Raw genomic sequence first — 23334 nt, 5'->3', positions numbered from 1 at the left:
CCTCGCGGCCGTCGCCCCCGTCGCCGCCGCTACTTCGTCCACTCCGGACGGTCGGCCTCGCCGCGACGAATCTTCGCCAGCGTCTCCTCCGAGAGCAGTCGCTTGACGAACGCCGGAATCCGGTCCGTCGGGTCGCCGTCGGTCGCATCGCCGTCGGTCGTGGCCGGCCCCGCTTTGCCGACTCGGTCGCCGGTCGCGTTCGTCGGTGTCGTGTCTCTGCTGACCGCGCGGTCGGCGTTCGTCGCCGACGCGAGCGCGTAGTGGCCGCCTCTGGTCGCGACGCCGCCGTCGGTCGTCGTCTCCGCGCGCCGGCGGAACGATTCGAGGTCGGCCTCGCGGTCCAGACTGTCGACGGCCGTGTCGAGGTCGGCGGCCTGTTCGGCCTGCTCGGAGACGCTCTCGGAGATGCGGTCTATCTCCGCGGTCACCTCGTCGACCTGCGTCGCCGCGTCGTCGACGAAGGTGGCGATGTCGGAGGTGAGCGTCGCCTGCTCGTCGGTCGCCCGCGCGACCTCGTCGATGCCGTCGGTCACGTCGGCGACCGAGTCGGTTATCTCGTCGAGGCTCTCGACGGTCGATTCGACCCGCTCGATGCCGTGGTCGATGTTCTCGTCGGCCGACGACAGCGCCTCGGCGGTGTCCTCGATATGGTCGGTCACGTCCTCTATCATCTGGCCGATGCGCTCGGCCTGCGACTTCGACTCGTTGGCGAGCGACTTCACCTCGTCCGCGACGACGGCGAACCCGGAGCCGGCCTCGCCGGCGCGGGCGGCCTCGATGGAGGCGTTGAGCGCGAGCAGGTTCGTCCGGTCTGCCACCTCGTCGATGACCTCGACGATGTCCTGAATCTCGTCGATGGCGGCCACGAGCGCCTCGACGTTCACGGTGATCTCGTCGCGGTCGTCGCCGACCTGCCGCATCGCGTCGATGGCCTCGCCGGCCTCGGCGCGGCCCTCCTCGGCCCGCGTGGTTGCCTCGTCGCTCCGCGAGGACACGTCGTCGGCGGTGGCCGCGACCTCCTCGACGGTCGCGCTGAGGTTCGACAGCTCGGCGGCGATTTCCTCGGTCATGTCGGCCTGTCGGGCCGCCAGCCCCTCGATTTCCGCGATGCTCTGGCTCGTGCCGGCGGTCTCCTCGTGGAGCTGGGACGCGACCGACTCCAGATTCCCGCGGCTCTCCCTGGCTCGGCGGACCTCCTCGCGGACGTCCAGCGAGTACGAGTAGAGGTAGGTGGCGTTGACGACCTGTCGGTCGAGGTTGAGCCCGCGGACGACGGCCATCATATCGGCGAACGCCTCCTCGACGGCGCGTTCGACGCGGTCGGCGTCGTCGCCGGACAGCGACTCGGTGGCGTCGGCGACGGCGCGTTCGACGCGGTCGGCGTCGTCGCCGGACAGCGACTCGGTGGCGTCGGCGACGGCGCGTTCGCGGAGTTCGTCCGCGAAGATGCCGGTGACGTTGGCGAACATCCCGCCGAAGTAGTGCAGCGGCATGTCGAGTTTGTCGTGGAGCAGGCCGATTCGCGTGCGCGCCGCGTAGTGGTTCCGGTCGTAGTTCCCGTCGGTGAACGAGCGGTAGTAGCCGGAGACGACCGCGCGGAGGCCGTCGAGGTCGGTCTTCGAGCGGTCGATGACGTCCGTCGTCCGCTCGTTGGCGAGAATCGGCTCGACGAAGCCGTCGACGAGCGCCTCGTCGCGGGCCTCGACGACGCCCCGGAGGTCCGCGAGGCGCGCGGCGTCCTCGTCGTCGAAGCCGACGAACGACTGCCGCCAGCCCAACTCGTCGGCGTCGAGGTCGAGCTCGTCGAGGAGTTCCGTGGATGAAAGCGAGATGTTCCCGGCGTCGTCGCGGGGGCTGGGCGAAACCATTGACGTACTCACCGGCTCCGAGGTAATAAGCGCCGGCCGCCGGCTATCACGGTTGATAGCCGGAAATCAGACGTATAAATCGCTGACGGCCGCTTCGACCACGCGGAGGGCGGCGGCCCCCTGTCGGCGCGGAACGACCACGGCGAGCGCGTCGCCCGCGACGCCGGCGGCGTCGACGACGACGGACTCGGCGTCGAGTCGGGAGAGGACGGCGGCGAGGACTTTCGGGTCGACCTCGCCCTCAGCGATGATAGCCGTGAGCGGGCCGCCGCCCGCGAGGTCGACGCCGGCGACCGAGAGCACGGGGTCGCCGTCGGTCTCCTCGACGTCCTCGCCCACGAGGCCGACGCCGCTTCGCATCGTCACGGCGGCGTCTCGGGGGTCGGCTTCGAGCGGCGGGAGGTCGGCGGCGAACCGGCGGAGCGCGGCCGCGACCGCCTCGTCGTCGCCGAGGTCGAGTTCGGCCGCGGCGGCGGCGTAGTTGACGACGCCCGCGCGGAGCGCGGCGAGGAGGTACGGTCGTTCGCGGACTGCGTCGCGAGCGTCGGCGGCGAGGGACATGTCTGCCGGGTCGTCGGGCGCGCGCAAAAAAGCGCCGCTCGCCGGGCGCTGTCGCGGTCGTCCGCGGGTCGCGACTCCCCGCGCCCCGTCTCGCGTCTCCTGAACGAGTGGCGAACGCGAGTTGTCCGAATCCGAAGATTCCTTTCTTCGATGCGAAGTCCATAAGACAGTCGCCTCGTAACCCCCGGACATGCAAGCCCTGGTCATCGTGGCGCACGGGTCGCACCTGAACCCGGATTCGAGCGCCCCCACCTACGACCACGCGGACACGGTCCGCGAGGTGGGCGCGTTCGACGAGGTGCGGACCGGCTTCTGGAAGGAAGAGCCGTCGATTCGCGAGGTGCTCCGGACCGTCGAGGCCGACGAGGTGTACGTCGTCCCGCTTTTCATCAGCGAGGGCTACTTCACGGAGCAGGTCATCCCGCGCGAACTCCGCCTCGAGGGGTGGGACGTGGCCGACTGGGACTCCGACGGCCTGTCGGCGTCGCACGTCACCCTCTCCGCGACGGACGTGCCCGAGAAGACGATTCACTACTGCGGGCCGGTCGGAACCCACGCGGCGATGACCGACGTGTTGGTCCGCCGCGCCGAGACGGTCACCGGCGACCCGAACGTCGGCGAGGGCTTCGGCCTCGCCGTCGTCGGCCACGGCACCGAGCGCAACGAGAACTCCGCGAAAGCCATCGAGTACCACGCCGACCGCATCCGAGAGATGGACCGCTTCGACGAGGTGCAGGCGCTCTACATGGACGAGGAACCCGAGGTCGACGACGTGACCGACTACTTCGAGTCCGAGGACGTGGTCGTCGTCCCGCTGTTTATCGCCGACGGGTTCCACACCCAGGAGGACATCCCGGAGGACATGGGCCTGACCGACGACTACCGCACGGGCTACGACGTGCCCGCCGAGGTCGACGGCCACCGCATCTGGTACGCCGGCGCGGTCGGGACCGAGGGACTCATGGCCGACGTGGTGCTCGAACGCGCCGCCGACGCGGGCGCCGACATCGGTAACAGCCTCGAAGTCGTGCGCGAACGCACCCGGAAGACGCCGCAGGAGGCGAACTGATGGGGCACCACCTCGACGCCCTCGTCGACGCCGCGGCGACCGGCGACGGCGTCTCCCTCGACGGGTTCACCGTCTCCCGTTCCGACGACGGATTCCGCCTCGAAACCGCCGATTCGACGCTGAACGGGCTCACGGAAGGAGGTCTCCGCGAGGCCCTCGCCGACTACGACGACTACGCGACGAACTGGTACTTCTGGTCCGAGGTCGTCGGCGAGTCCAGCCCCCAGCGGCGGGCGTTCCTCCGCTGGGTCGAGGGCGCGTCCGTCGATGCGGGAGGCGACGACGGTGGAGACGGAGACGGAGACGACAGCGAGAACGACGGCGACGCCGCCTCAGTCCCCGAGCGCTACGACGCCCTCAGAGACGGGGTCAGCCGCGAGTGGGGCCAACTGCTCGTCACGGTCACCGTCGACGACCACGGCGAGCGGTCCTACGAACTCCGCCACGCCGACGAGGTCGACGCCGACCGCGACGACCTCGACCCCTACCGCGAACCGCTCGCGGCCCGCCAGTTGGCGACCTACGACGAGAAGGGGCGCTATCGCCCGCTGAAGACCGGCAACAACCTCGCCGGCGGCTGGGTGTTCCCCGACCTCGACGCTCGCGACCTCGTCGAGACCGTCGAGACGTTCTACCCCGCGTCGGTGCCGAACTGGTACCGCGAGCGCCGGGGCGAACTCGACGTGGCCCACTGGGAGGACGCCATCGGCCGCCAGACCGGGATGTACAGCGTCGTGAAGACGTGGAACCGCGGCGACGGCCACGAGCACGTCGACTGGGTCGCGGAGGCCTGCTGCGACGACAGCCAGTGCGTCAAGCGCCGCGAGTGGCAGTACGACGACGACACCGACCTCGACGTGGACGGCGGCGACGGCGCGTTCCCGTGCCGCGAGCCGTGTTCCGTCGTCATCGCGGCGTCCCGAAAGTGGACGCGGCTGGAGGGCGAGGGGACCCAAACGTACGAGTTCGAACTCACGCCCTCGGAGAAGGAACAGGTCGAAGATATCATCGAGGCCGTCGCGGACGACCGCACCGACGACATCCGCGAGGGCGACGTGTACGAGGGCGCGAACCGCTACCGGGCGCGGTTCCTGCGCGCGAAACTGTTCGACGACGAGGGCAACCTCGGCGGCGTCCCGACCGACGCGTCCGACGACGAGTAGGTCGCGCCGCGAGCGCTCCGCGTTTCGTTTTCCGATTTCGTCACCGCATCGTCAGCACCAGCGCCGCGAGGACGCCGCCGACGACGACGCCGGCACCGAGGGTGATGGCGAAGCTCTCGAACACCGACGCGAGCGCCACCGCGAGGACGAGCGCGACGAGCGCGAGGCCGAAAAGCGGGGCGGCCCGCGGGTCGACGCTCGGGAACACGTCGGCGATGCTTTCGGTCACGCTCGGCTCGGGGTCGGGTTGCTTGGGCTTCGAGAGCGTCTCGTCCACGTCGACCGGCGGTTTGCCGCCCTCGCCGGGTTCGACGGTCACGTCGACGTACCTCGTCTCCGAGCCGTGGCCGGAGACTATCTTCAGCTTCCCCGACACTGGCTCCGGCGGCGGGGTGACGAACACCTCGACGTGCTTCGTCTGGCCGCCGTCGACGAAGTGATTTCCTTCGGACAGGCTCGCCGCGCGCGAGAGTTCGTCGTCGATGTGGAGGTGGACGTGCACCGCCTGTCCCTTGTTCACGAGTTCGACCGAGAACGGGCCGTTCGTTGCGAACGACGGCGCTACCGAGAGGTCGTGGGGGCGCTCGTCGTTCAGCGTGACGGTGAGCGGCGCGTTCGACACGGCTTCACCGTCGATACGAGAATAGAAAAACGTTCAGGTCCGATGAGGTGCGCGCCTCAGTCGTCGCGCATGTCCGGCGGCAGGAGGTTCGGGATGCCGTCCTCGATGGGGTACACCTCGCCGGTGACCGTACCGATGAGCCGCCCCTCGAGGATTTCGTCGCCGTCGCGCTCGTCGACTTCCAGCTCGAGTTCGCTCTTGTCGAGGGGGTCACAGAGGATGTCCATCAGGGATTCTTTCATCGTCGTGACGGTGGATTGCGCGAAGTAAAAGCGTACGGGTTCGCCGCCGTCGCGGCGGGCTCGGCGGAGGGGACGGCCGCCGCAGTCGCGTCAGCCGCGAATCGGTGGCCGGTCGTCGAGGCTCAGTTGTCGAACGGGTTTTCGAGGTGGACCGTCTGCTCGCGGCCCGGGCCGACGCCGACGGCGTAAATCGGCACGTCGAGTTCGTCCGAGAGGTATTCGAGGTAGTCCTGTGCGGCGTCGGGGATGGCGTCGTAACCCTCCTCGGCGACCGCCGCCCAGTCCACTTCCGGCCACGTGTCGAACTCCTTGAGGACGGGTTCGCACTCGCCCCAGCGCTCGGTCGTCGCGGGCATCGTCAGGCGTTCCTCGCCCTCCAGTTCGTAGGCGTGGCCGACCGTGACCTCGTCGAGGCCGGCGAGCACGTCGAGGTGGTTGACCGCGATGCCGGTGAACCCGCTGACGCGGGCGGCGTGGCGGAGCATCGGCATGTCGAGCCAGCCGATGCGGCGCGGACGGCCGGTGACGGTGCCGAACTCGCCGCCCTTCTCGCGGATGAAGTCGGCGAGTTCCTCCTCGCGGTCGTCGTCTTTCAGTTCGGTCGGCATCGGGCCCTCGCCGACGCGGGAGAGGTAGGCCTTGACGATGCCGACGACCTCGCCCTGTCCGACGACGGTCGGGCCGACGCCGGTGCCGGTGGCCGCGCCGCCCGCGGTCGGGTTCGAGGAGGTCACGTACGGGTAGCTCCCGTGGTCGATGTCGATGAGGGTGCCCTGTGCGCCCTCGAACATCACGTTGTCGCCGGCCTCGCGGCGCTCGGCGAGGAAGTCGCCGCAGTTGACGGCCATGTCGTCCTCGCGGAGGCGGCGGCCGATTTCGGTGTACTCCTCGACGAGCGCTTCGACGTCGCACTCCTCGCCGGCTTCGAGGCCGTACACGTCCTCGATGAGCGCCTTCTTCTTGGGAACCACGTACTCCAGTCGCTGGCGGAGCACGTCGGGATCGAGCAGGTCGCCGACGCGGATGCCGCGGCGGCCCGCCTTGTCCTCGTAGGTGGGGCCGATGCCGCGACCGGTCGTGCCGACGGTGAGGTCCGAGTCGGCCTTCGCCTCCTCTTCGATGTTGTCGAGGCGGCGGTGGTACGGCATGATGACGTGCGCGCGCTTGGCGAGGCGCACGTCGGGGTCGAGGCCGCGCTCGCGGAGGTCGTCGATCTCGGAGAACAGCGTCCGGGGGTTGATGACACAGCCGTTTCCGAGGACGCCGACCTTGTCGCGGACGGCCCCGCTCGGGACGAGCGAAAGCTTGTACTCCTCGCCGTCTTCGACGACGGTGTGGCCGGCGTTGTCGCCGCCCTGATAGCGGACGACGATGTCAGCGTCGCCGCCCCACAGGTCGACGAGCGCGCCTTTGCCCTCGTCGCCGAGTTGCGAACCGACGATGGTAACAGTCATACGTCGGCCGTTCCCCGCGCCGCACTAAACAGATTACGGTCGCGGCCGACGAGCAATGCACATTCGTGCCTAATTATCGAGTCGTCGCCGAAGAATACGCCATGAACACGCATTGGCGTGACGACGGATAACACAACGGTTAATTAGTGTCCTCGTTAAGGTCGCGTTATCTCATTATTCGCCGACCCGGAGGGCAAGGCTTAAAGCCTCCCAAGAAGAGTTAACAAATGGCATGATAGACCGACTTGAGAAGGAAGTCGATATGTTGGAGCGCCATCTCCAGGTCCTGAAGATGGTCATCGAAAGTGAGCCAATCGGCATCGTGAAGATGTCCAACGAGACAGGCTACCCGCACCACAAGGTCCGCTACTCCCTCCGCGTTCTCGAAGAAGAGAACCTCATCGAACCCTCCAGCCAGGGCGCAATCACCACCGAGCGCACCCAAGAGTTCGTCGACGAACTCGACGACAAGCTCGACGAAATCGTCGGCAAACTCGAATCGATGAAGATCGAGGAAGCGGCCGAAATCGAGAACTAACCACACTTCAGGCGCACGCGGTCGTTCTATCCTGTTTCGTCCGACGAGTCTTTCCGGGCACGACATCGGACCGACCGCGTTAGCTGCGCTTCGATTCAGTCGGTACCGAACGGTTCCGACACGACACCACGGACACTCGCCGCGGACGCGCTCCGAGCGCCGCGGTCGTTTCACTATCGTTCAGTAACGTCGACAGCCGCGGCGCTTCGCGCGCGACCGCCGAGCGGAACGCGAGAACGAAAAATAACACAGCGACGGCGCCGGTCGACGCGAGCCGTCGCCGACTCAGAGGTCGGGGACGTTCAGGTGGAACTCGCCGCCGCGGGCCTCCACCAGACAGAGGTGGTACCCCTGCTTCCGCGAGAGCTTCACGAAGCTCTTGCGCTTCGACCGACTCAGGAGGCCGCCGCCGGTCTCGGCCGTGGCGGCTTCGAGCGCCTCCGGCTCGAAGAAGCTCCTCGTGACGACGAACGCCGAGCCGAGGGTCTCTTTCGCGTCGGCGACGGCCTTCGAGTCCTTGATGAGTTGGGTGACCATCGGCTGGGTCGCCGGGTCCCGCGAGTCGTTCAAGTTCGCCACGAACAGCGGCTCGCCCATCTGGTCGCGGACGATGACGTCGAACTGCCGCGACTCGGTTTCGCCGTCGCCGATGGGCACCGAGACGCTCCCGTACAGCTCGATTCGGTCGGCCTTCGGAATCGAGTCGAAGACGCCGGCGAGGCTCGACCGGTTGCCCGTCTCGCCGATTTCGTAGAGCAGGTCGGTGACGACCCACTTGGCGAAGCCGTACTCGGGCGTCCCGCGGAGGAACTCCTCGTAGGGCTGGCCGTCGATGCCGAGCCCCTCCGTGTCGAACGTGGTGTGGTGTTCCAGCCGGAGGTTCTCGATGACCTCCTCACGGGAGGCCTGCCCGTCGTGGGCCTTCTCCAGCGTCGCCTGCCCTTTCTGGGCGTAGCGGACGAAGAGGTTCGTCCCGCGGAGCGCCTCGTCGGCCGACATAGACCGGTCGGTCGACCGGACACCCGCCTCGTCGAGCCGGTCGCGGAGGCGTTCGACCTCGGATTCGAGTTCGGCGACGCGGTCTTCGAGCTCCTCGGCGCGCGAGCGGTGTTCGTCCCGCTCCTCGCGGAGGGCGTTTCGCTCGGATTCGAGCCGGTCGCGCTCGGTCGCCAGCGCCTCGACTCGTTCTTTCAGCGACTCGGCTTCCGCCGGGTCGACGGCGGGCTCGTCCGGCGTCTGTTCGGTCGGCTGGGACTGCTGCTGGTTCGACTGGTCTTTCGGCGACGGTCGCGCCTCGCCGCCCGTCCCACTCCGGGACGGACGGTGATGCGTCGCCTGCGTCGTGTTCCCCCGACGGCTTCGGGGGGTTCCGGGGCGGTCGTCCACGGCCTCGCCCTTTGCGTCGCGGGGGTCGAGCGAGGGTATCGACCGGGCGTTCCGCCACTGCGCCTCGGCGGAGAACACGTCGTCGTCGGTCGCGCCGTCCTCCGCGAGCGGGTCCGGAGACGACGCTTCCCCGTTCTTCTGCGGGGCGTCGGCGACGACGGGCCCCTCGGACATCGGCGAGGCCGGTTCGTCGGACGCCGGCCGGTCCGTCGCTGCCGCCTCTGTCTCGGTGGGCTCCGGGGACTGTGACTCGATGGGGCCCGCGGACGGGTTGTCGGTCGTCTCGGTGCCGTCGTCGCCGGGCGTCGATGGCTCCGGGTCGGCCGCGGTCTCGGCCGGGGGTTCCGCGCTCGCCGGGGTGTCGGCCGTCGCTGGCTCCGGCTCCCCGTCGGCGGGGTTGTCGTCGCCGTCGGCAGCGCGCTCCGACGCGACGTCGTCGGCTGCCGCGGTCGTACTCGGCTCGTCCGCGGTCGTGGTCGTCGGCGTCTCCGGCTCTTCGGACGTGTCCGTCACGTCGGCCTCGCCGCCCGCCGCGGCGACTCCCGCGGCGTCCTCGTCCTCGTCGGACTCGGGCTCCGGGATATCGACGAGGTCGAGGTCCACGTCGTAGACTTTGTAGATGCCGACCTCGTCGCTCGCGCGCTCGAACGCGTCGTCGCCGGTGACGAGTCGCTTGCTGTTGCCGACGAAGGCCGCGCTCATCGACTTCCCCCCGTGGTAGACGACGTAGTAGTCGCCCGAGAGCACGTTCTCGGACAGTTCGACGTAGCCGGTGAAGCCGCCCGCCGAGAGCGTTCCGTCGGCGTCCCCCAGCGGCGTCTCCTCGGTGTAGTACTGCGCGCGGATGTCGCCGCCGGTCTCCCGCATCGCGTACAGAAGCGGCAGCGCCGGGTCCGGTGCGCGGTGCGCCTCGAACGATTCACCCTCGAAATCCGCGACCGTCCCGTCGAAGACGCCGAGGAGACGGCCGTTGAGCATGAATCCCCACGTCATGCCAGCGACGACGGCTCCTGTGAAGCCGTCGTCCGCGAGCGACCGGAGGCCACCGTAGCCTCGTCCGGCGGGCGCGGAGTCCCACCCGGTCACCGCGTCGATAATCTCGCTATCCATTTGGGGTTACATCACCGGAACCGAATCAAATACTTTCCGGGCGAATCGAGCGAACGTTTCGTTCAGTTCACACTTCAGCGTGCCCACTGTAACCGATTCGCTCGCACCCGTCGGGCCGGCGTCGGGAGAACGGTTATACGAGTCCGCCGAGACGGGGCGGTCGTGACCAGCCACGACGACCGGTTCGTCCACTACCTCCGCGCGAAGGAGTCGGTGGACGACCGCGCGCTCCACCGACCGACCCTCGCCAGTCTCATCGACCGGCTGGAAGCGCGCGCCGAGTCGCGGTCGGGACAGCCGCTTCGCGTCGTCTCCGTCGGCGCGGGGACGGGCGCGATGTGTCGGCGACTCCTCTCGTGGGGCGTCTTCGACGCGCACGACGAGATAAAGTACGTCATGGTCGACCGGAAGCGCGGGATGGCCGACCACGCGGCCGCGGCGTTCGCGAAGTGGGCGCGCGCCGCCGGCTGGACCGCCGAGCCGACGCCCGACGGCTTCCGCATCGAGCGCCACGGTCGCAGCGTCTCTCTCACCTACGTGACGAGCGACCTCTTCGAGGCGATGACGGTCCTCCCGAAGGCCATCGACCTCGTGGTCGCGCACGCGGTCCTCGACGTGCTCCCGCTCCGCCGCGCGGTCGACGCGCTCCTCTCGCGGCTGACGGACGAGGGGCTCTTCTACGCGCCTATCACGTTCGACGGCCGAACCGCGTTCCGCCCGAGTCACCCCGACGACGACGCGGTTCTCGGCGCGTATCACGAGACGATGCGCGGCGGCGAACGCGCGGGGCCGGACACCGGTTCCGACCTCCTTTCGGTCCTTCCCGACCTCGGCGCGCCGGTCGTCGCCGCCGGCGGCTCCGACTGGGTCGTCCACCCGCCGCACGACGACGAGGCGCGAATCTTCCTCGACCGCGTCCTCGGCTTCGTCGAGGAGTCGGTCGGCGAGTCGGCTGCGGTCGACCGCGAGAGCCTCGACGGGTGGCTCGAGGCCCGGCACGACGACCTCGCGGGCGACGAACTCGCGTACGTCGCCCACAACCTCGACGTGTTGGCCGAACTCGACTGATTACTCCGGAACTGACGCGTTTCCGTCGCCTTCTCTCCCGACCCGGCCCGAGACGTAGCCCCAGTCCCGAGCGAACCCGAGCAGGAGCGCCGCCGCCGCGACGCCGGTCACGAGGGGCATCCACGCGTCGAAGACGCCGGGAGCGAGCGCCAGCGGGACGACGGCCATCTGGACGCCGGCGAGGACGCGCCGCGAGGCGCGAGGCGGGAGGTCGAATGTCGGTCGGCCCGCTCGCTCGCGGAGCCGGAGGCCGAGGAGAAAGACGTACCGCGCCGCCCCGACCGAGAGGTACCACCACGCGAGTTCTCCGAGGAAGACGCCGGCCAGCGGGGCCACGAGGAGGCCGAAGGCGTCGACCGCGGTGTCGAGTCGCGCGCCGAGTCGGCTGACGCGGTCGAGTCGGCGGGCGAGCGCTCCGTCGAGGGCGTCAAGCGCGGCCGCAGCCCCGTAGCCGACGGCGGCGGCCCACGCCCACGACGGGCTCAGCGGCCCGTAGAGCGCCACGCCGGCGATGCCCGCGACGCCCGCGACGAGGAAGCCGCGAGCGAGCGTGACAGCGGTCGGGAGCCCGAGGCCGTCGTAGGGTCGCCCCGGCTCCGACTCGGTCGCTCCGCCGCCGGGCGCGACGTTCTCGTCCGCGTTCGCGTAGGCGTACGCGCAGAGGCCGACGACGACGAGCAGGGTTCCGGCGGCCCACGTCGCCGCGGCGGTCTCGGGCGAGGGCTCGGCGCGCGAGACGAGCCACACCCACTCGGTCGCGAGGAGCGCGCCGAACCCCAGCGTGGCCGCTGCCGCCGCGCCGCCGGTTTCGAGCACGCGGCGTCTCGTCCGGCGGGTCGTCCGAGCAGTCCCCCCGCTGCTCCCCGAGAGCGTCACGGTCGCGGACTGTCGCCTCGGCTGTCGGACGGTGTGCTACACATACCCGTACTGGTGGACGGGCGCGGGTTAAGTATTCCTCGCGTAACAGGTCGGCGGGACCGACTCACGGGCGGCTATCTCCTCGGCGACGGCTCCGGAGTTCGACCGCGGCGAGGAGGAACAGATAGGTCGAGAGCCCGGCCGCGACGGCGAGTAGCGTCGCGCGTCCGAAGACGACGGCACCCAGGGCGGTTCCGACGACGGCGACCGCGACGGAGGCGGCCTGCACGGTTCGTCGCTCCCACAGCGCGCGGACGCTCGACGCCCGAAGCGACAGCGCCGCTTCCAGCGCGAGCGCCCCGACGACGCCGACGAGGACCGGCCCCGGTGTCACCGGCGTCCGTAGGAGGACCGCCGCGACCGCGGCGGGGACGAGCACCGACCCCGCGAGCGCGGCGTCCCGTCGGCGGGTCATGAGAGCACTACCGCGTCAGGACGCTTTTAGCCACCGGCGCTCATAGCCCGACTATGTCTATTTCGGGCGACGGCCCCGGGTTGTCGAAGGCGAAGCGGCGACTCGGTCGCTATCTCGCGGGAGCCGGGCTGTTGATGCTCGCGTTCTCCATCGCCTACCAGTGGGCGGCGGGCTTTTTCGCCGGGGAAGATATCACCTTCCTGCAGGCGGTCCACGTCGTCGTCGAGACGTTCACGACGACGGGCTACGGCGAACAGACCCGGTTTTGGGTCGACCACCCGCCGCTGCTCATGCTGTCGATTCTGATGCAGCTCACGGGCGTCACGACCGTCTTCCTCACGCTCCCGCTGTTTCTCGTCCCGCTCGTCGAAGACGCCCTGCGGACCGCGCCGCCGACGACCTCGACGCGCACGGACCACGTCGTCATCTGTACGTTCACCCCCCGCGGCGACGCCCTCGTGGACGAACTCGACTCGATGGACGTGCCCTACGTGATTCTCGAAGCCGACCGCGACCGCGCCGAGGAACTGTACGGCGAGGGCTACGAGGTCGTCCACGGCGACCCCGAGGCCATCGAGTCGCTCGAAGCCGCGAACGCGGCCGAGGCGCTCGCCATCGTCGCCGACGACGACGACGAGACGAACGCGAGCATCATCCTCGCCGCCAAGCAGGCCGCTCCCGACGCCCGCGTCGTCAGCCTCATCGAGGACCCCGAGGTCGCCGACTACCACCGCTACGCCGGAGCCGACCGGGTCGTCTCCCCGCGCCGACTGCTCGGCGAGAGCCTCGCCGGCAAGGCGACCACGTCCATCTCCTCGGAACTCGGCGACGCCATCGAAATCGGCGAGGACTTCGAGGTCGCGGAGCTGCTCGTCCAGCGCGGGAGCCCCGTCGAGGGGCGGACCATCGCCGAGAGCGGCATCGGCGGAGTCACCGGGGTCAACGTCATCGGCGCGTGGTTCACCGGCGAGTTCGTCTCCCCGCCCGCCCCGGACGCCGTCATCGACGAGCACACCATCCTGCTCGTCGTCGGCCGCGAGAAGCAGCTCGAAGAGCTCCGCGCGCTGACGCTGTCGTCGGCGCGGCGGTTTCGCCGCGGGACCGTCATCGTCGCCGGGTACGGCGAGGTCGGCTCGACCGCGGCCGAGACGCTGGCGAGTGCCGGCGTCCCGCACCTCGTCGTCGACAAGCGGGACAAACCCGGCGTCGACCTCGTCGGCGACATCACCGACCCGCAGACGCTCTCGGAGGCGAACGTCACCGAGGCTCGCGGCGTCCTTCTCGCGCTCGACAACGACACGACGGCGGTGTTCGCCACGCTCGTCTCCGAGCGCGTCTCCGAGGAGACGGAGGTCATCGCCCGCGCCAACGAGACCGAGAGCATCGCCAAACTCTACCGCGCCGGCGCGGACTACGTCCTCGCGCTGTCGACGGTCGCCGGCCGGATGCTCGCCTCGACGGTCCTCGACGAGGAGGTCATCGCGCCCCAGTCGCAGATAGAAATCGTCCGGACCCACGCGCCCAGCCTCGTGGGACGGACGCTCGCCGGGGCCGACGTTCGCGCTCGGACGAACTGCACCGTCATCGCCGTCGAGCGAAACGGCGCGCTCGTCACCGAAATCGGCCCGGAGTTCCGAGTCGAGGCCGACGACGACCTCATCGTCGCCGGCGTGGACGAGGACATCTACCGGTTCAACGAACAGTTCGGGTGAGCGGTCGCGGGCGAGGGTTACGGTCGCGGACGTGGGCGTGGCTCTCGGTCGGTGTACCGGACCCGCCGCTCGGCGGTCGAGACGTCCGACACGTCCACGTCGCGTCCGAGGACGTGGTCCGAACAACCCATGGCAGTGGACGCCCGTTACCATCCCTCGACAGGACGTGCCGGCGTCCGTGGCTCTCGGAGGAGTAGATTAAAAAAGAATCGGTCGCCGTCGCGTCGCGGCGACGGGGGTTACGCGCCGACTTCCGCGCCGACGTAGAGGACGACGACGAGGAATATCCAGACGACGTCCACGAAGTGCCAGTACATCGAGGCCGTGCTGACGGAGACGTGACGCTCGGCGGAGTACTGTCCGCGGAGCGCGCGGACGAAGACGATACCGAGAAGCACCGCGCCGAGGCTGACGTGGAGGCCGTGCAGGCCGGTGAGGCCGTAGAACGCCGACCCGAAGATGCCGTCGGTGATGGAGAAGTTCGAGTGGACGATGAACTCGTAGTACTCGTAGACCTGCCCGCCGATGAATATCACGCCGAGCAGGAGCGTGACGGCGAGGCCGAGGATGAAGTTACGGTGGTTCTCCTCGCGGATGGCGACGTGCGCCCAGTGGAGCGTGAAACTGGACACGATGAGGATGGCGGTGTTAGCCAACACCAGTGACCCGGTGAGATGCGGTAGCTCTTGCGGTGGCCACGTTCCCGCGCGGATGAAGAAGTAGTACGCGAACAGCGCGCCGAACGTCCCGAGTTCGGAGCCGAGGAAGGCAATCATGCCCCAACGGAGCTTCGATGCGCTCTTCTGGCTCGCGTCGCGCGACCAGAAGTGGCTCACGAACGCGTGGTACAACCAGCCGTAGAGTCCGGCCAGGAAGAGGAAGATACTGCCGATGAACACGGCGGGGCCTGCCGTCTGGCCGACGATTCCGTCCTGTGCCATGACGTACAGCCCGGCACCGGCGTAGATGCCCGCGCCCCCGACGGCGGTGACGAACGGCCACCAGCTCGCCTCGCCGAAGCCGCGCGGCCAGTCCTGAACCGCCGGCAGGTGATGGCCGTGGTCGTCGTGTGCTTCTTCGGTACTCATAGACGCCCGTTATGCTTGGGTTACTAAAAATCCTCCCAAACTGCGTTCGTCACGGGACCGCATGGGTCTCGGACCGCGGTTCCGACGGCGACCGCCGCGGGTGCGAAACACGGCGCTCGCGAGACCCGAAGCTGCCGGCGCGTTCGGCGGCGCTCGGCGCGAAGCGACGCGAGAAGAGAAGCGAGACAGAACCGGGCCCGACCGACAGCGCCTCTGCGTCGTTCAGTCGGCGTTCGTCGTCGCTCGGTGGAACGGCTGGCGCGAGATAATTTCGCGCATCTCGGCGAGCGACTCGGCGCTCGCGCCGTTCATCTCGGAGACGACGGCGAACACCTCTTGGCGGGAGATTTTGACCCCCTCACCCGTCACCGCGTGTTCGGGGTTGGCGACGAGTTCGCGGAGCGTGCCGACCGCGAGCAGGAACGGAATCGCCCACGCGGCGAGCGTGTTGCCCTCGCGGAGCGGCACCGTCTCCAGGTAGGTCTGGGCGTCGTCGAGGAACGACTTGGCGTGGTCGGCGGTCCGCTTGACCACCGAGGCCGCCCGGTCGTTGTGCTCGGGGGCGACGACCTCCTCTTGGGGGACGCCCGCGTCGTCGAGCCAGTCGGCGGGGAGGTAGACGTTGTTCTCCGCCGTGTAGTCGTCGTGAACGTCCTTCGCGATGTTCACGAGCTGGAGGAGCAGGCCGAACTCCTCGGCGGTGTCGTAGAGCCGCGAGCGGCGCTCGCTGTCGACGTTGCCGCGGGTCACGAGGTTCGTGATGAGGTTGCCGACGGTGCCGGCGGCGTAGTAGCAGTACTCCTCTAACTCCTCGCGGGACTGGATGCGGAGCCCGCCGGTCTGGGAGTAGCGTTCGACGAACATCGCCATGCCCGAGACGAGTTCGCGGACCGGCGGCGTGACCGCCTCCCGCACGTCCTCCGGAAGCGCCTCGAACGTCCGGAAGACCCGAGCGGTGTTGGCGACGACCATCCAGTCGTCGGACTGTTCGCCCTCCGGGGGGAGGTGCGGCTGTACTGCGCTCACGAACTCGTCGACGGTGGTGTCGTCGTCGGGGTCGAGCGCGCGGTCGTAGAGTCGAAGGAGGTGTGCCTGCTCGTCGGGCGCGATTGAAGACGAATCCTCCACGGTGTCGGCGATTCGACAGAGGAGATATCCGATACAGATGTGCGACGCCATCGGTTCGTCGAGGACGTCGACCGTGAGGGCGAAGGTACGAGAGACCCCCTGAACTGCATCGTGACACCAATCGAGGTCGTCATCAGTTGCCGGTGGCCGGGCATCGGCGTGTCGAGACATTCGAAGCGTACCGGTATTACGGAAGGGGGGATAAAAAGTCTCGTGGGGGAGTCCACGCTCAAACGGCCGAGACGGCGCAGGAGAAAATCATAAGCATAGTCGATGACAGACTCACGTATGGACTTCGCGCTCACTGCGGAGCAGAAGCAAATCAAGGACATGGTCTCGGAGTTCGTCGACGAGGAGGTCAAACCTCGCGCGGCGGAGATAGACGAGACCGACGAGTTCCCCGCCGACCTCGTGCGCGAGATGGGCCAACTCGGCTTGATGGGCATGCCCTTCCCCGAGGAGTACGGCGGTGCCGGCCTCGACTATCACTCCTACGCCATCGGTCTCGAAGAGATTTCCCGCGGCTCCGGCGGCCTCGGCACCATCGTCGCCGCCCACACGAGCCTCGCCGGCAACATGCTCTACGAGTTCGGGAACGAGGACCAGAAGCAGACCTACCTGACGCCGGTCAACGAGGGCACCGACATCGGCGCGTTCGCGCTCTCCGAACCCGGCGCGGGCAGCGACGTGCCGGCCATGGAGACCACGGCGGTCAAGGACGGCGACGAGTACGTCGTCGACGGCGGCAAGCTCTGGATTTCGAACGGCTCGGTCGCGGACACCGTCGTCGTCTTCGCCAAGACCGACCCCGACGCGGGCAACAAGGGTATCTCGTCGTTCGTCGTCCGCCCCGAGGAGGACGATGGCTTCGTCGTCGAGGGCACGGAGCACAAACTCGGCGACAAGGGCTGTCCGACCGCCGAACTCCGCTTCGACGACATGCGCATCCCCGAGGACCGGCTCCTCGGTGACGAGGGCGACGGCTTCGTGCAGGCGCTGAAGACGCTCAACGGCGGCCGCATCACCATCGCGGCGCGCTCTATCGGTATCGCCCGCGCCGCCCTCGACGACGCCGTGAAGTACGCCGGCGAGCGCGAGCAGTTCGACCAGCCCATCGGCGACTTCCAGGCCATCAAGCACAAACTGGCCGACATGGACACGAAGGTCCAGGCCGCGAAGCTCCTCATGCACAAGGCCGCGGACCTGAAGATACGCGACGAGACGTTCATCAAGGAGGCCGCGCAAGCGAAGCTCTACGCCAGCGAAATCAGCCGCGAGGTGGCGAACGAGGGCATCCAGATTCACGGCGGCTACGGCTACACCAAGGACTTCGCCGCCGAGCGCTACTACCGCGACGCGAAGCTCAACGAGATTTACGAGGGGACGAGCGAGATTCTCCGCAACACCATCGGCGACTGGCTCCAGAAGTAGCCGTCAGTCGACGACCGATTCGTCCGCGTCGGCTGTGTCGGCCACCCGGCGCTCTCCGTTTTCGACCCGCTCCGCGAGCCACGCGTGGTACGATTCGACCCGGTCTGCGCCCGCGTCGGTGAGGCCGTACACGTCGTAGATTCCCTCGGTTCGCCGTTCGAGGTGGTCCCCCTCGACGAGCGCGTCGAGCGTCCCGTAGAACGCTTGGGGGTCGATTCGGAGGTCGTAGTAGCGTTCCAGTCGGGTCTTCAGCTTCTGTCCGCGGAGTTCGCCCGCGTCGTAGAGGATGGCACAAAGGTCGCGCCGGCGGCCGCTCTGAAACCACATAGCTCACCCCTCGGCGGAGACACACACGTCACTTTCGTTCCGCCGGCCCGCCGCGACGACTCGCCCGCCGGAACCGGTAGTTTAGACAGTCCCTACTCCCTAGCGCCTCGCATGACCGACGCAACCAAAGAAGCGAACGGCGTCACCGCGCGGTACTACGTCACCGACTCTGAGCGCGTCCTCGAATTCGACCGCGACGGTCGAACCGCCGCCGTGGCCCAGAACATCGACGGCTACGCCATGCTAAAAGTCCGCCCGACCGCCGACGGCGACGAACTCGAACGCTACTACGGCTTCGACATGGCCTTGGACCACGCCGCGGAGCTCCTCGGCGTCTCGCCGCACGACCTGCCGGTCCCGGACGACGCGGCCGACATGGGGATGTGACTCTGGCGCGCGGCTCTCGTCGCGCCGATTAGCCCCAGTAGAAGCGCGGCCCCAAAAACAGGTAGCCGAGCGCCAAGAACAGCAAGCCGAACGAAAAGCCCTGCCCGAGCGTCCCCGAGCAGACGATGGCGAGGCCCTGCACCACGCCCATGACGAGCGCGTCCTGCGCGTGGAGGTCCGGGTAGGTCACGTCCGAGAGCATGAGCGCGGCCATAACCGCCGAGAGGACGACGAGTAACATCGGCTCGACGAAGCCGACGAGGACGCCCGCCGACAGAATCGTCGCGGCGAGCGTCGTCGGCACGCCGACCGTCTCGTCGGAGCCGCTGTCGTAGGCGGTGTAGAGCGCCAGTCTGACGACCGCGGCCGCGACGAACAGTGCGGCGACGGCGACGCCGGCGACGACCCGAATCCGGTCGAAGCCCCACATCTCGCGGACGACGGTGACGACGAGCAGGGCGGGGGCGACGCCGAAGGAGGCCACGTCCGCGAGGGAATCGAGGTACGGGCCCGCGTCGGTTCCCCCGTAGCGCCGGGCGACCACGCCGTCGAGGCCGTCGGCCATCGCGGCGAGCAGGATGGCCTTGGCCGCGAGGCGCACGTCGACCGCGGTCAGCACCGCCGCGACGAATCCGAGCGCCGCGTTCCCGGCGGTGACCACGTCGGCGGGCCCCAACCGACCGACGAATCGGGGTCTCATACCGATGCGATTGCGTACCTTCCCTTTCCCTCTTACGTTCCGTCCGTCGGTGGGCGGCTCCGCGCACCGACCTCGAACCGGCGGCGTTCCGGCCGGTCCCGGTCGATTCGGCGGTTCGGCGAGCGAACCATGCGACATTTATCGGTCGCGTCCCGAGAGGCGACTATGCGAGACCACGGGTCCTCGGACGGCGGTCGGACGCGGCGTCAGTTCCTCGCGGCGGCCGGAGCGGCCGCGACGACCGGCCTCGCGGGCTGTGCGACCTTGATGGCTTCGGGCGACGACTTCGACATCGGAATGACCGCGGTCGCGTTCGACCCGCCGACGCTGACCGTCGAGGTCGGCGACGAGGTCGTCTGGCGGAACACGAGTTCGCGCGGCCACACCGTTACCGCCTACGAGGGCACGCTTCCCGAGGACGCCGCGTTCTTCGCCAGCGGGAACTACGAGACCGAGCAGGCCGCCCGCGACGCCTACTCTAACTCGCTCGGCGGGCTCATCGGGAGCGGCGAGACCTACACGTACACCTTCGACGTGCCCGGCGAGTACGAGTACCTCTGTATCCCCCACGAGCAAGCCGGCATGGTCGGCACCATCGTCGTCGAGGAGTAAACTCGGCGCGTACCGTCGCGCCCGGGATTCAACGGCCGAGAGCGGCGTGGCTCTCGCTCCGCGCGCTATCGCGAAAAAGTCGAAATTCGAAGTCGGGCCGTCGGCGAGACGGGCTTACGCTTCGGTCTCTTCGTCGACGTCGACTGCGACGTCGTCCTCGTCGACGCTGACGGCGGCTTCCTCTTCGGCCTCGACCTCTTCGGGGCGGGCTTCGAGGGAGAACTTCTTGACCTCGACGCGGCGCAGGGGGTAGATGACCTTCGCGTCGCCGTAGATGGCCGACGAGAGGCGACCTTCGACGACGCTCTCGGTGAGCGCGTCGTAGGTGTGGCCCGTGATGGCCTCGCGGGTGAGCTTCGTCATGATGCGACGAATCTCGTGTTCCTGGCTGCGGTCGGCCTTCTTCGTGGTGAAGGCGACGGGCTGGACCTGGACGCGGTAGTCGTCCTTGGTGATAGCCGTGACGTTGGCCTCGATTTTGGACGCGCCGCGGCGGACGAGGCTACGGAGGTAGTCTCGGGTGAGCTCCTGCTGGATGAACTCGGTGTAGGCGGCGTCGCTGCCCACGTCGGTAATCTTGAACGTGAGCTTGACGTTGTTCGCGCCCTGGTCGTCGTTGAGTTCGCCGAGGGTGGACTCGACGGTGCGACCGTTGATCTTCTCGGGTTCGTCCGCGAAGGTCGAACCGAGTTCCTTACGGTCGAAATTCTCGGGAGCGATGACGGTGTACCATCGCTTTCCGCGCTTCTGCTTGGAGACGGATCGTTCACTCATGGTTAGTGTCTGTGTGCGTTCGTGTGGCTTCGATGACGGTCTCGGCGACCGTCACGTTGACGACGTAGTCATCGACCGTGGCGTGCAGGCCACCGGTCGAATCGCGTTCGATTGTGGTGATGAGTTCGTCCCCCTCGGCTCGGGTGCGCATCGACTCCGTGTTGTCCGGTTCGAGCGCGCCGGCGACGATGCCGGGGTCGTCGTGGGTCGTCCGCAGGGTCGAGCGCCGCGTCATCGGCGCACCTCCCTGACGGCCGCGACGACGTCGCTCGGCTCCGCCGCGGAGTCGAACGTCATCGTCGCCTCCGACGGCGACCCGGTCGCGGACGCGTCCGGCAGTTCGTCCGCGGCCGCGGCGAGGTCCTCGTCCAGTCCGGCGGGGCCGGTCGAGACGAGGGCCGCGGCACCGACGCCGACCGCGAGAACGGTCGGCTCGGGCGAGCGGAAGTCGCGGGCGAGCCTCGCCACCGTGGCGAGTCGCCCCGGCGACGACAGGTCACAGGAGAGCGCGTAGAGGCTCTCGTAGCGTCCCGTCGTCGCCTCGCGAAGCGCGCCGTGGGTCGCCTGCGCGTGGTCGCGCCACGCGTCGAGCGCCGCGTCTCGAACGCCGTGTCCGAGCGCCAGCGCGACGGCGGTTCCGGGCGACTCCCGGACGGTCGCGTCGAGCACGTCGGCGAAGCCGCCGACGGTTTCGAACGGCCCGTTCGGGGTCGCCTCCGAGCGCAAGACGCGCTCGACGGCGGTCGCCGCTCGGGCGGTCGCCTCGCCGGTCGTCGCGTCGATGGCGACGAGGGAGGCGACGCGTCTGCGGGCGTCCGCGTCGAGTTCGGCCGGGAGCGACAGTTCGGCGAGCGTCGCCTGCGCGCGCTCCCTGTCGGCCGAAAACGACGCGTGAACGAACGTCGAGTGCGCCAGCCCGTCTGCGAGGTCGCCCGTCGGGACGGCCACGCCGGGTCCGGCTTCGACGCCCGCGTCGGCCGCGGCGTCCGCGAGGTCGTCGTCCGGGGCTACGCCGGCGGTGTGGAAGCCGGCCAGCGCGACCGCCGGGTCGGGGTCGACCCCGAGTTCGCGGACGATAGAGACGGCGTCGGTCGGGTCGAGTTCGAGGTCCGCATCGGCGTTTGACAGGCCCACGACTGCCACAACGTCGTCGTTTGCGACAGTGTCCGGGGCGTCGGTCGCGCGGATGCGGAAGGGGACGTCGAGTGTCCTGAGCGCCCGGCCGATGACACCGGCGGCCGCGACGGCGGCACCGCTCGCGCTGACGCGGAGGCGAACGAACGTCGCCTCGCGGAGCGTCGCGGCGGCGTCGGCGGCGGGTGTCTGTTCGGCGGGGCTCACGGACATTCAGTTATTCTTCGAGGAGTTCGACAGCGACGTCGTAGCTGTAGGTGAAGTCGTCGTCGAGCTTGTCGCCGCGGTAGTACGAGACGAGGCGACGAATCTTCGATTCCGTGTTCTGCAGGGCGCGACGGTTGGACTTGTCCTGCTGGTTCTCCTCCATGTGCTCGCGGAGACGGACGGCGCGCTCCATGAGGTTACGGAGGTCCTCGGGGAGGTCGCCTGCGGCGTCGTTCTCCTCGAGGATGGTGGTGACCTTCTTGCCCGTGGCGAGCTTGACGTCCGGGACGGGAACGCCCTTGACGCCTTCGTCGCGCAGGGACAGGCCGATCTGGCTCGGGTCCTTGCCCTGTTCTGCAAGTTCGACGACGCGGGCTTCGATGTCAGCCGCGTCGACGTCGCTCCACTCCGGTGCTTCGTCTGCCACCGGCTTGTCCGAGCTGGACGAGCCACGGCGGCGGGTGTGCATTCGTGCCATTGTTGCGGGTTGGAACCGCACTGACCGCAGAAACGAGTACCCCGCAGTCGTCTCACCGACTGCTGGGGCACTACCGCAATCCCAAGCCCGAACCGGGCGAGTCAGATTTGCGGCCGTGCTGGATTCCCATCGGGTTGTCCACGCGCGCCGGGTTAAACCGTTTCGACTCGGATTCGACTCGGCCTCAACTCGCCTCGGTCGGAATCGAAGGGCTTCTAAACGGGCGACGGCTATCGGAGGATGCGGGCTCGTAGATCAGGGGTAGATCACTCCCTTGGCATGGGAGAGGCCCCGGGTTCAAATCCCGGCGAGTCCATCAACTTCTGTCGATACCACCGGCGAGCGCAGCGAGCCGCGTGTATCGACTGTATTGATGTCTGTTCGAGACGGGATTTGAGCAGCGAGCAACGCGGAGCGTTGCGAGTGAGTTCAAATCCCGGCGAGTCCACTCACTTCCTTTCGGTCACTTCGTTCCGTCAGTCGTTCGTGGACTCGCACTCGAACAACTGGTGGATTCCGGGTCAGCTGTTTGCCCCGCTACGGGTGTCCCACAAGTCCGGCAATCGGTATCCGAGCTACCGCGGCTGAAAAGAGCCGATGCGGCGCGCCAGCGCCTCCCGCGGCTCACGCCTCGTCTTCGAACACGCTCATGTCCTTCGCCGCGAGGTCGGTCACGTGCTTGACGATTTCGGGGTCGACCTGCGCGATGTCGTCCCCGTCGTGGACCTGTTCGTTGTGTCGCTCGATGGCGTCCGCGACCTCGGAGAGCGAAACGCGCGTGGTCGTGTCGCAGGCCTCGCACACGACCGGGACTTCGGGAGCGTCGTCGTCAGTCATACCGAATCGTTCCGTCAGCGACGGAAAAAACGAGTCGGTTCGTTGCCGGGAGCGGAGAAACGTTCGGAACGCGTCTCGGCCGTTCCAACAAGCCAATACGGGATA

Annotated in this window: 25 protein-coding genes and 1 tRNA gene; 9 read left to right on the top strand and 17 right to left on the bottom strand. The window is 68.4% G+C overall.

Features of this window, described 5'->3' with window-relative positions:
* Window positions 1-29: 29 nt before the first annotated feature.
* Together DEQ92_RS03070 and DEQ92_RS03065 are read right to left on the bottom strand one after the other, a co-directional pair.
* The gene (locus DEQ92_RS03070) at window positions 30-1868 is read right to left on the bottom strand and encodes a globin-coupled sensor protein (RefSeq protein WP_115820400.1); all 1839 of its coding nucleotides are present in this window, start codon (window positions 1866-1868) and stop codon (window positions 30-32) included.
* A gap of 66 nt (window positions 1869-1934) precedes the next feature.
* Window positions 1935-2429, bottom strand: coding sequence for a hypothetical protein (locus DEQ92_RS03065; RefSeq protein WP_004977469.1), 495 nt, complete (start codon window positions 2427-2429; stop codon window positions 1935-1937).
* Between the two features lie 190 nt (window positions 2430-2619).
* Between DEQ92_RS03065 and DEQ92_RS03060 the strand changes: the two genes are divergently transcribed.
* Together DEQ92_RS03060 and DEQ92_RS03055 are read left to right on the top strand one after the other, a co-directional pair.
* Window positions 2620-3498 (top strand): CbiX/SirB N-terminal domain-containing protein, encoded by an 879-nt coding sequence (locus DEQ92_RS03060; protein ID WP_004977468.1) that lies wholly within the window; start codon window positions 2620-2622, stop codon window positions 3496-3498.
* The gene (locus DEQ92_RS03055; RefSeq protein WP_004977467.1) at window positions 3498-4661 is read left to right on the top strand and encodes a DR2241 family protein; all 1164 of its coding nucleotides are present in this window, start codon (window positions 3498-3500) and stop codon (window positions 4659-4661) included. The genes DEQ92_RS03060 and DEQ92_RS03055 overlap by 1 nt, the downstream gene beginning before the upstream one ends.
* 40 nt (window positions 4662-4701) lie before the next feature.
* Here the strand turns inward: DEQ92_RS03055 and DEQ92_RS03050 are convergent, their stop codons facing one another.
* The 3 genes from DEQ92_RS03050 to DEQ92_RS03040 all read right to left on the bottom strand — a co-directional run bounded on the left by DEQ92_RS03050 (window position 4702) and on the right by DEQ92_RS03040 (window position 6979).
* On the bottom strand, window positions 4702-5283 hold the full coding sequence (locus DEQ92_RS03050) for a hypothetical protein (protein ID WP_050458903.1): 582 nt from the start codon (window positions 5281-5283) through the stop codon (window positions 4702-4704).
* Between the two features lie 56 nt (window positions 5284-5339).
* A complete protein-coding gene (locus tag DEQ92_RS03045) occupies window positions 5340-5525 on the bottom strand; it encodes a methytransferase partner Trm112 (protein WP_049905248.1) in 186 nt (61 codons plus the stop codon).
* Between the two features lie 122 nt (window positions 5526-5647).
* Window positions 5648-6979 (bottom strand): adenylosuccinate synthase, encoded by a 1332-nt coding sequence (locus DEQ92_RS03040; protein WP_004977464.1) that lies wholly within the window; start codon window positions 6977-6979, stop codon window positions 5648-5650.
* Window positions 6980-7211: 232 nt separating this feature from the next.
* Here DEQ92_RS03040 and DEQ92_RS03035 point away from each other — a divergent pair, with 232 nt between their 5' ends.
* Complete coding sequence (locus DEQ92_RS03035; RefSeq protein WP_004043804.1) at window positions 7212-7517, top strand: hypothetical protein; 306 nt, start codon at window positions 7212-7214, stop codon at window positions 7515-7517.
* Between the two features lie 285 nt (window positions 7518-7802).
* Here the strand turns inward: DEQ92_RS03035 and DEQ92_RS03030 are convergent, their stop codons facing one another.
* Complete coding sequence (locus DEQ92_RS03030) at window positions 7803-10013, bottom strand: hypothetical protein (protein ID WP_115820399.1); 2211 nt, start codon at window positions 10011-10013, stop codon at window positions 7803-7805.
* A gap of 162 nt (window positions 10014-10175) precedes the next feature.
* Between DEQ92_RS03030 and DEQ92_RS03025 the strand changes: the two genes are divergently transcribed.
* Window positions 10176-11081, top strand: coding sequence for a hypothetical protein (locus DEQ92_RS03025; protein WP_004977462.1), 906 nt, complete (start codon window positions 10176-10178; stop codon window positions 11079-11081).
* On the opposite strand, the gene DEQ92_RS03020 is transcribed toward DEQ92_RS03025, so the two are convergent.
* Together DEQ92_RS03020 and DEQ92_RS03015 are read right to left on the bottom strand one after the other, a co-directional pair.
* Window positions 11082-11897: a CDP-alcohol phosphatidyltransferase family protein gene (locus tag DEQ92_RS03020; RefSeq protein ID WP_115820398.1), complete on the bottom strand. Its 816-nt coding sequence runs from the start codon at window positions 11895-11897 to the stop codon at window positions 11082-11084.
* 166 nt (window positions 11898-12063) lie between these two features.
* Window positions 12064-12414, bottom strand: a complete 351-nt coding sequence (locus DEQ92_RS03015; RefSeq protein ID WP_115804736.1) for a hypothetical protein — start codon at window positions 12412-12414, stop codon at window positions 12064-12066.
* Between the two features lie 53 nt (window positions 12415-12467).
* Here DEQ92_RS03015 and DEQ92_RS03010 point away from each other — a divergent pair, with 53 nt between their 5' ends.
* Window positions 12468-14126, top strand: coding sequence for a TrkA family potassium uptake protein (locus tag DEQ92_RS03010; protein WP_004977458.1), 1659 nt, complete (start codon window positions 12468-12470; stop codon window positions 14124-14126).
* 239 nt (window positions 14127-14365) lie between these two features.
* Here DEQ92_RS03010 and DEQ92_RS03005 read toward each other — a convergent pair whose 3' ends face one another.
* Window positions 14366-15214 carry a heme-copper oxidase subunit III gene (locus tag DEQ92_RS03005; RefSeq protein WP_004977455.1) on the bottom strand — a complete coding sequence of 283 codons (849 nt, stop codon included), beginning with the start codon at window positions 15212-15214 and terminating at the stop codon, window positions 14366-14368.
* 222 nt (window positions 15215-15436) lie between these two features.
* Window positions 15437-16513 (bottom strand): phytoene/squalene synthase family protein, encoded by a 1077-nt coding sequence (locus tag DEQ92_RS03000; RefSeq protein ID WP_050458907.1) that lies wholly within the window; start codon window positions 16511-16513, stop codon window positions 15437-15439.
* 117 nt (window positions 16514-16630) lie between these two features.
* Between DEQ92_RS03000 and DEQ92_RS02995 the strand changes: the two genes are divergently transcribed.
* The gene (locus tag DEQ92_RS02995) at window positions 16631-17773 is read left to right on the top strand and encodes an acyl-CoA dehydrogenase (RefSeq protein WP_115804738.1); all 1143 of its coding nucleotides are present in this window, start codon (window positions 16631-16633) and stop codon (window positions 17771-17773) included.
* Between the two features lie 3 nt (window positions 17774-17776).
* Here DEQ92_RS02995 and DEQ92_RS02990 read toward each other — a convergent pair whose 3' ends face one another.
* The gene (locus DEQ92_RS02990; protein WP_115804739.1) at window positions 17777-18100 is read right to left on the bottom strand and encodes a DNA-binding protein; all 324 of its coding nucleotides are present in this window, start codon (window positions 18098-18100) and stop codon (window positions 17777-17779) included.
* Between the two features lie 111 nt (window positions 18101-18211).
* Here DEQ92_RS02990 and DEQ92_RS02985 point away from each other — a divergent pair, with 111 nt between their 5' ends.
* Window positions 18212-18487, top strand: coding sequence for a hypothetical protein (locus DEQ92_RS02985; protein ID WP_004977446.1), 276 nt, complete (start codon window positions 18212-18214; stop codon window positions 18485-18487).
* Window positions 18488-18515: 28 nt separating this feature from the next.
* Here the strand turns inward: DEQ92_RS02985 and DEQ92_RS02980 are convergent, their stop codons facing one another.
* Entirely contained in the window at window positions 18516-19187 is a 672-nt protein-coding gene (locus DEQ92_RS02980) for a protein sorting system archaetidylserine synthase (RefSeq protein WP_008092815.1), read from the bottom strand.
* Between the two features lie 165 nt (window positions 19188-19352).
* Here DEQ92_RS02980 and DEQ92_RS02975 point away from each other — a divergent pair, with 165 nt between their 5' ends.
* Window positions 19353-19799 (top strand): plastocyanin/azurin family copper-binding protein, encoded by a 447-nt coding sequence (locus tag DEQ92_RS02975; protein WP_050458909.1) that lies wholly within the window; start codon window positions 19353-19355, stop codon window positions 19797-19799.
* 114 nt (window positions 19800-19913) lie between these two features.
* Here DEQ92_RS02975 and DEQ92_RS02970 read toward each other — a convergent pair whose 3' ends face one another.
* Genes DEQ92_RS02970 through DEQ92_RS02955 form a run of 4 tightly spaced genes read right to left on the bottom strand, consistent with a single transcriptional unit; the run spans window position 19914 to window position 22392 of the window.
* Window positions 19914-20573 (bottom strand): 30S ribosomal protein S3ae, encoded by a 660-nt coding sequence (locus DEQ92_RS02970; RefSeq protein WP_004977443.1) that lies wholly within the window; start codon window positions 20571-20573, stop codon window positions 19914-19916.
* Complete coding sequence (locus DEQ92_RS02965; RefSeq protein ID WP_115820397.1) at window positions 20566-20808, bottom strand: KEOPS complex subunit Pcc1; 243 nt, start codon at window positions 20806-20808, stop codon at window positions 20566-20568. Before DEQ92_RS02965 ends, DEQ92_RS02970 begins: the two co-directional genes overlap by 8 nt.
* Window positions 20805-21920: a hypothetical protein gene (locus tag DEQ92_RS02960; RefSeq protein ID WP_004977440.1), complete on the bottom strand. Its 1116-nt coding sequence runs from the start codon at window positions 21918-21920 to the stop codon at window positions 20805-20807. The genes DEQ92_RS02965 and DEQ92_RS02960 overlap by 4 nt, the downstream gene beginning before the upstream one ends.
* Window positions 21921-21924: 4 nt before the next feature.
* Complete coding sequence (locus DEQ92_RS02955; protein ID WP_004977438.1) at window positions 21925-22392, bottom strand: 30S ribosomal protein S15; 468 nt, start codon at window positions 22390-22392, stop codon at window positions 21925-21927.
* 244 nt (window positions 22393-22636) lie between these two features.
* Here DEQ92_RS02955 and DEQ92_RS02950 point away from each other — a divergent pair.
* A tRNA-Ala gene (locus tag DEQ92_RS02950) sits at window positions 22637-22708 on the top strand.
* Between the two features lie 308 nt (window positions 22709-23016).
* Here DEQ92_RS02950 and DEQ92_RS02945 read toward each other — a convergent pair.
* Window positions 23017-23229, bottom strand: a complete 213-nt coding sequence (locus DEQ92_RS02945) for a hypothetical protein (RefSeq protein WP_004977436.1) — start codon at window positions 23227-23229, stop codon at window positions 23017-23019.
* Between the last annotated feature and the right edge of the window lie 105 nt (window positions 23230-23334).

It is taken from the genome of Haloferax sp. Atlit-6N (assembly GCF_003383195.1).
Lineage (GTDB): Archaea > Halobacteriota > Halobacteria > Halobacteriales > Haloferacaceae > Haloferax > Haloferax gibbonsii.
The sequence above is the reverse complement of the archived record's forward strand: the minus strand, read 5'-3'. Positions and strand labels throughout refer to the sequence as shown.

Excerpts from the sequence above, each read along its gene's own strand:
- DEQ92_RS03055 (WP_004977467.1), top strand. The coding sequence starts at position 3,498 with ATGGGGCACCACCTCGACGCCCTCGTCGACGCCGCGGCGACCGGCGAC.
- DEQ92_RS02975 (WP_050458909.1), top strand. The coding sequence starts at position 19,353 with ATGCGAGACCACGGGTCCTCGGACGGCGGTCGGACGCGGCGTCAGTTC.
- DEQ92_RS03000 (WP_050458907.1), bottom strand. The coding sequence starts at position 16,513 with ATGTCTCGACACGCCGATGCCCGGCCACCGGCAACTGATGACGACCTC.
- DEQ92_RS03070 (WP_115820400.1), bottom strand. The coding sequence starts at position 1,868 with ATGGTTTCGCCCAGCCCCCGCGACGACGCCGGGAACATCTCGCTTTCA.
- DEQ92_RS03030 (WP_115820399.1), bottom strand. The coding sequence starts at position 10,013 with ATGGATAGCGAGATTATCGACGCGGTGACCGGGTGGGACTCCGCGCCC.
- DEQ92_RS02955 (WP_004977438.1), bottom strand. The coding sequence starts at position 22,392 with ATGGCACGAATGCACACCCGCCGCCGTGGCTCGTCCAGCTCGGACAAG.
- DEQ92_RS03005 (WP_004977455.1), bottom strand. The coding sequence starts at position 15,214 with ATGAGTACCGAAGAAGCACACGACGACCACGGCCATCACCTGCCGGCG.
- DEQ92_RS02985 (WP_004977446.1), top strand. The coding sequence starts at position 18,212 with ATGACCGACGCAACCAAAGAAGCGAACGGCGTCACCGCGCGGTACTAC.
- DEQ92_RS02960 (WP_004977440.1), bottom strand. The coding sequence starts at position 21,920 with ATGTCCGTGAGCCCCGCCGAACAGACACCCGCCGCCGACGCCGCCGCG.
- DEQ92_RS02980 (WP_008092815.1), bottom strand. The coding sequence starts at position 19,187 with ATGAGACCCCGATTCGTCGGTCGGTTGGGGCCCGCCGACGTGGTCACC.
- DEQ92_RS02970 (WP_004977443.1), bottom strand. The coding sequence starts at position 20,573 with ATGAGTGAACGATCCGTCTCCAAGCAGAAGCGCGGAAAGCGATGGTAC.
- DEQ92_RS03045 (WP_049905248.1), bottom strand. The coding sequence starts at position 5,525 with ATGAAAGAATCCCTGATGGACATCCTCTGTGACCCCCTCGACAAGAGC.
- DEQ92_RS03065 (WP_004977469.1), bottom strand. The coding sequence starts at position 2,429 with ATGTCCCTCGCCGCCGACGCTCGCGACGCAGTCCGCGAACGACCGTAC.
- DEQ92_RS02945 (WP_004977436.1), bottom strand. The coding sequence starts at position 23,229 with ATGACTGACGACGACGCTCCCGAAGTCCCGGTCGTGTGCGAGGCCTGC.
- DEQ92_RS02990 (WP_115804739.1), bottom strand. The coding sequence starts at position 18,100 with ATGTGGTTTCAGAGCGGCCGCCGGCGCGACCTTTGTGCCATCCTCTAC.
- DEQ92_RS03015 (WP_115804736.1), bottom strand. The coding sequence starts at position 12,414 with ATGACCCGCCGACGGGACGCCGCGCTCGCGGGGTCGGTGCTCGTCCCC.
- DEQ92_RS02965 (WP_115820397.1), bottom strand. The coding sequence starts at position 20,808 with ATGACGCGGCGCTCGACCCTGCGGACGACCCACGACGACCCCGGCATC.
- DEQ92_RS03060 (WP_004977468.1), top strand. The coding sequence starts at position 2,620 with ATGCAAGCCCTGGTCATCGTGGCGCACGGGTCGCACCTGAACCCGGAT.
- DEQ92_RS03010 (WP_004977458.1), top strand. The coding sequence starts at position 12,468 with ATGTCTATTTCGGGCGACGGCCCCGGGTTGTCGAAGGCGAAGCGGCGA.
- DEQ92_RS02995 (WP_115804738.1), top strand. The coding sequence starts at position 16,631 with ATGGACTTCGCGCTCACTGCGGAGCAGAAGCAAATCAAGGACATGGTC.
- DEQ92_RS03035 (WP_004043804.1), top strand. The coding sequence starts at position 7,212 with ATGATAGACCGACTTGAGAAGGAAGTCGATATGTTGGAGCGCCATCTC.
- DEQ92_RS03040 (WP_004977464.1), bottom strand. The coding sequence starts at position 6,979 with ATGACTGTTACCATCGTCGGTTCGCAACTCGGCGACGAGGGCAAAGGC.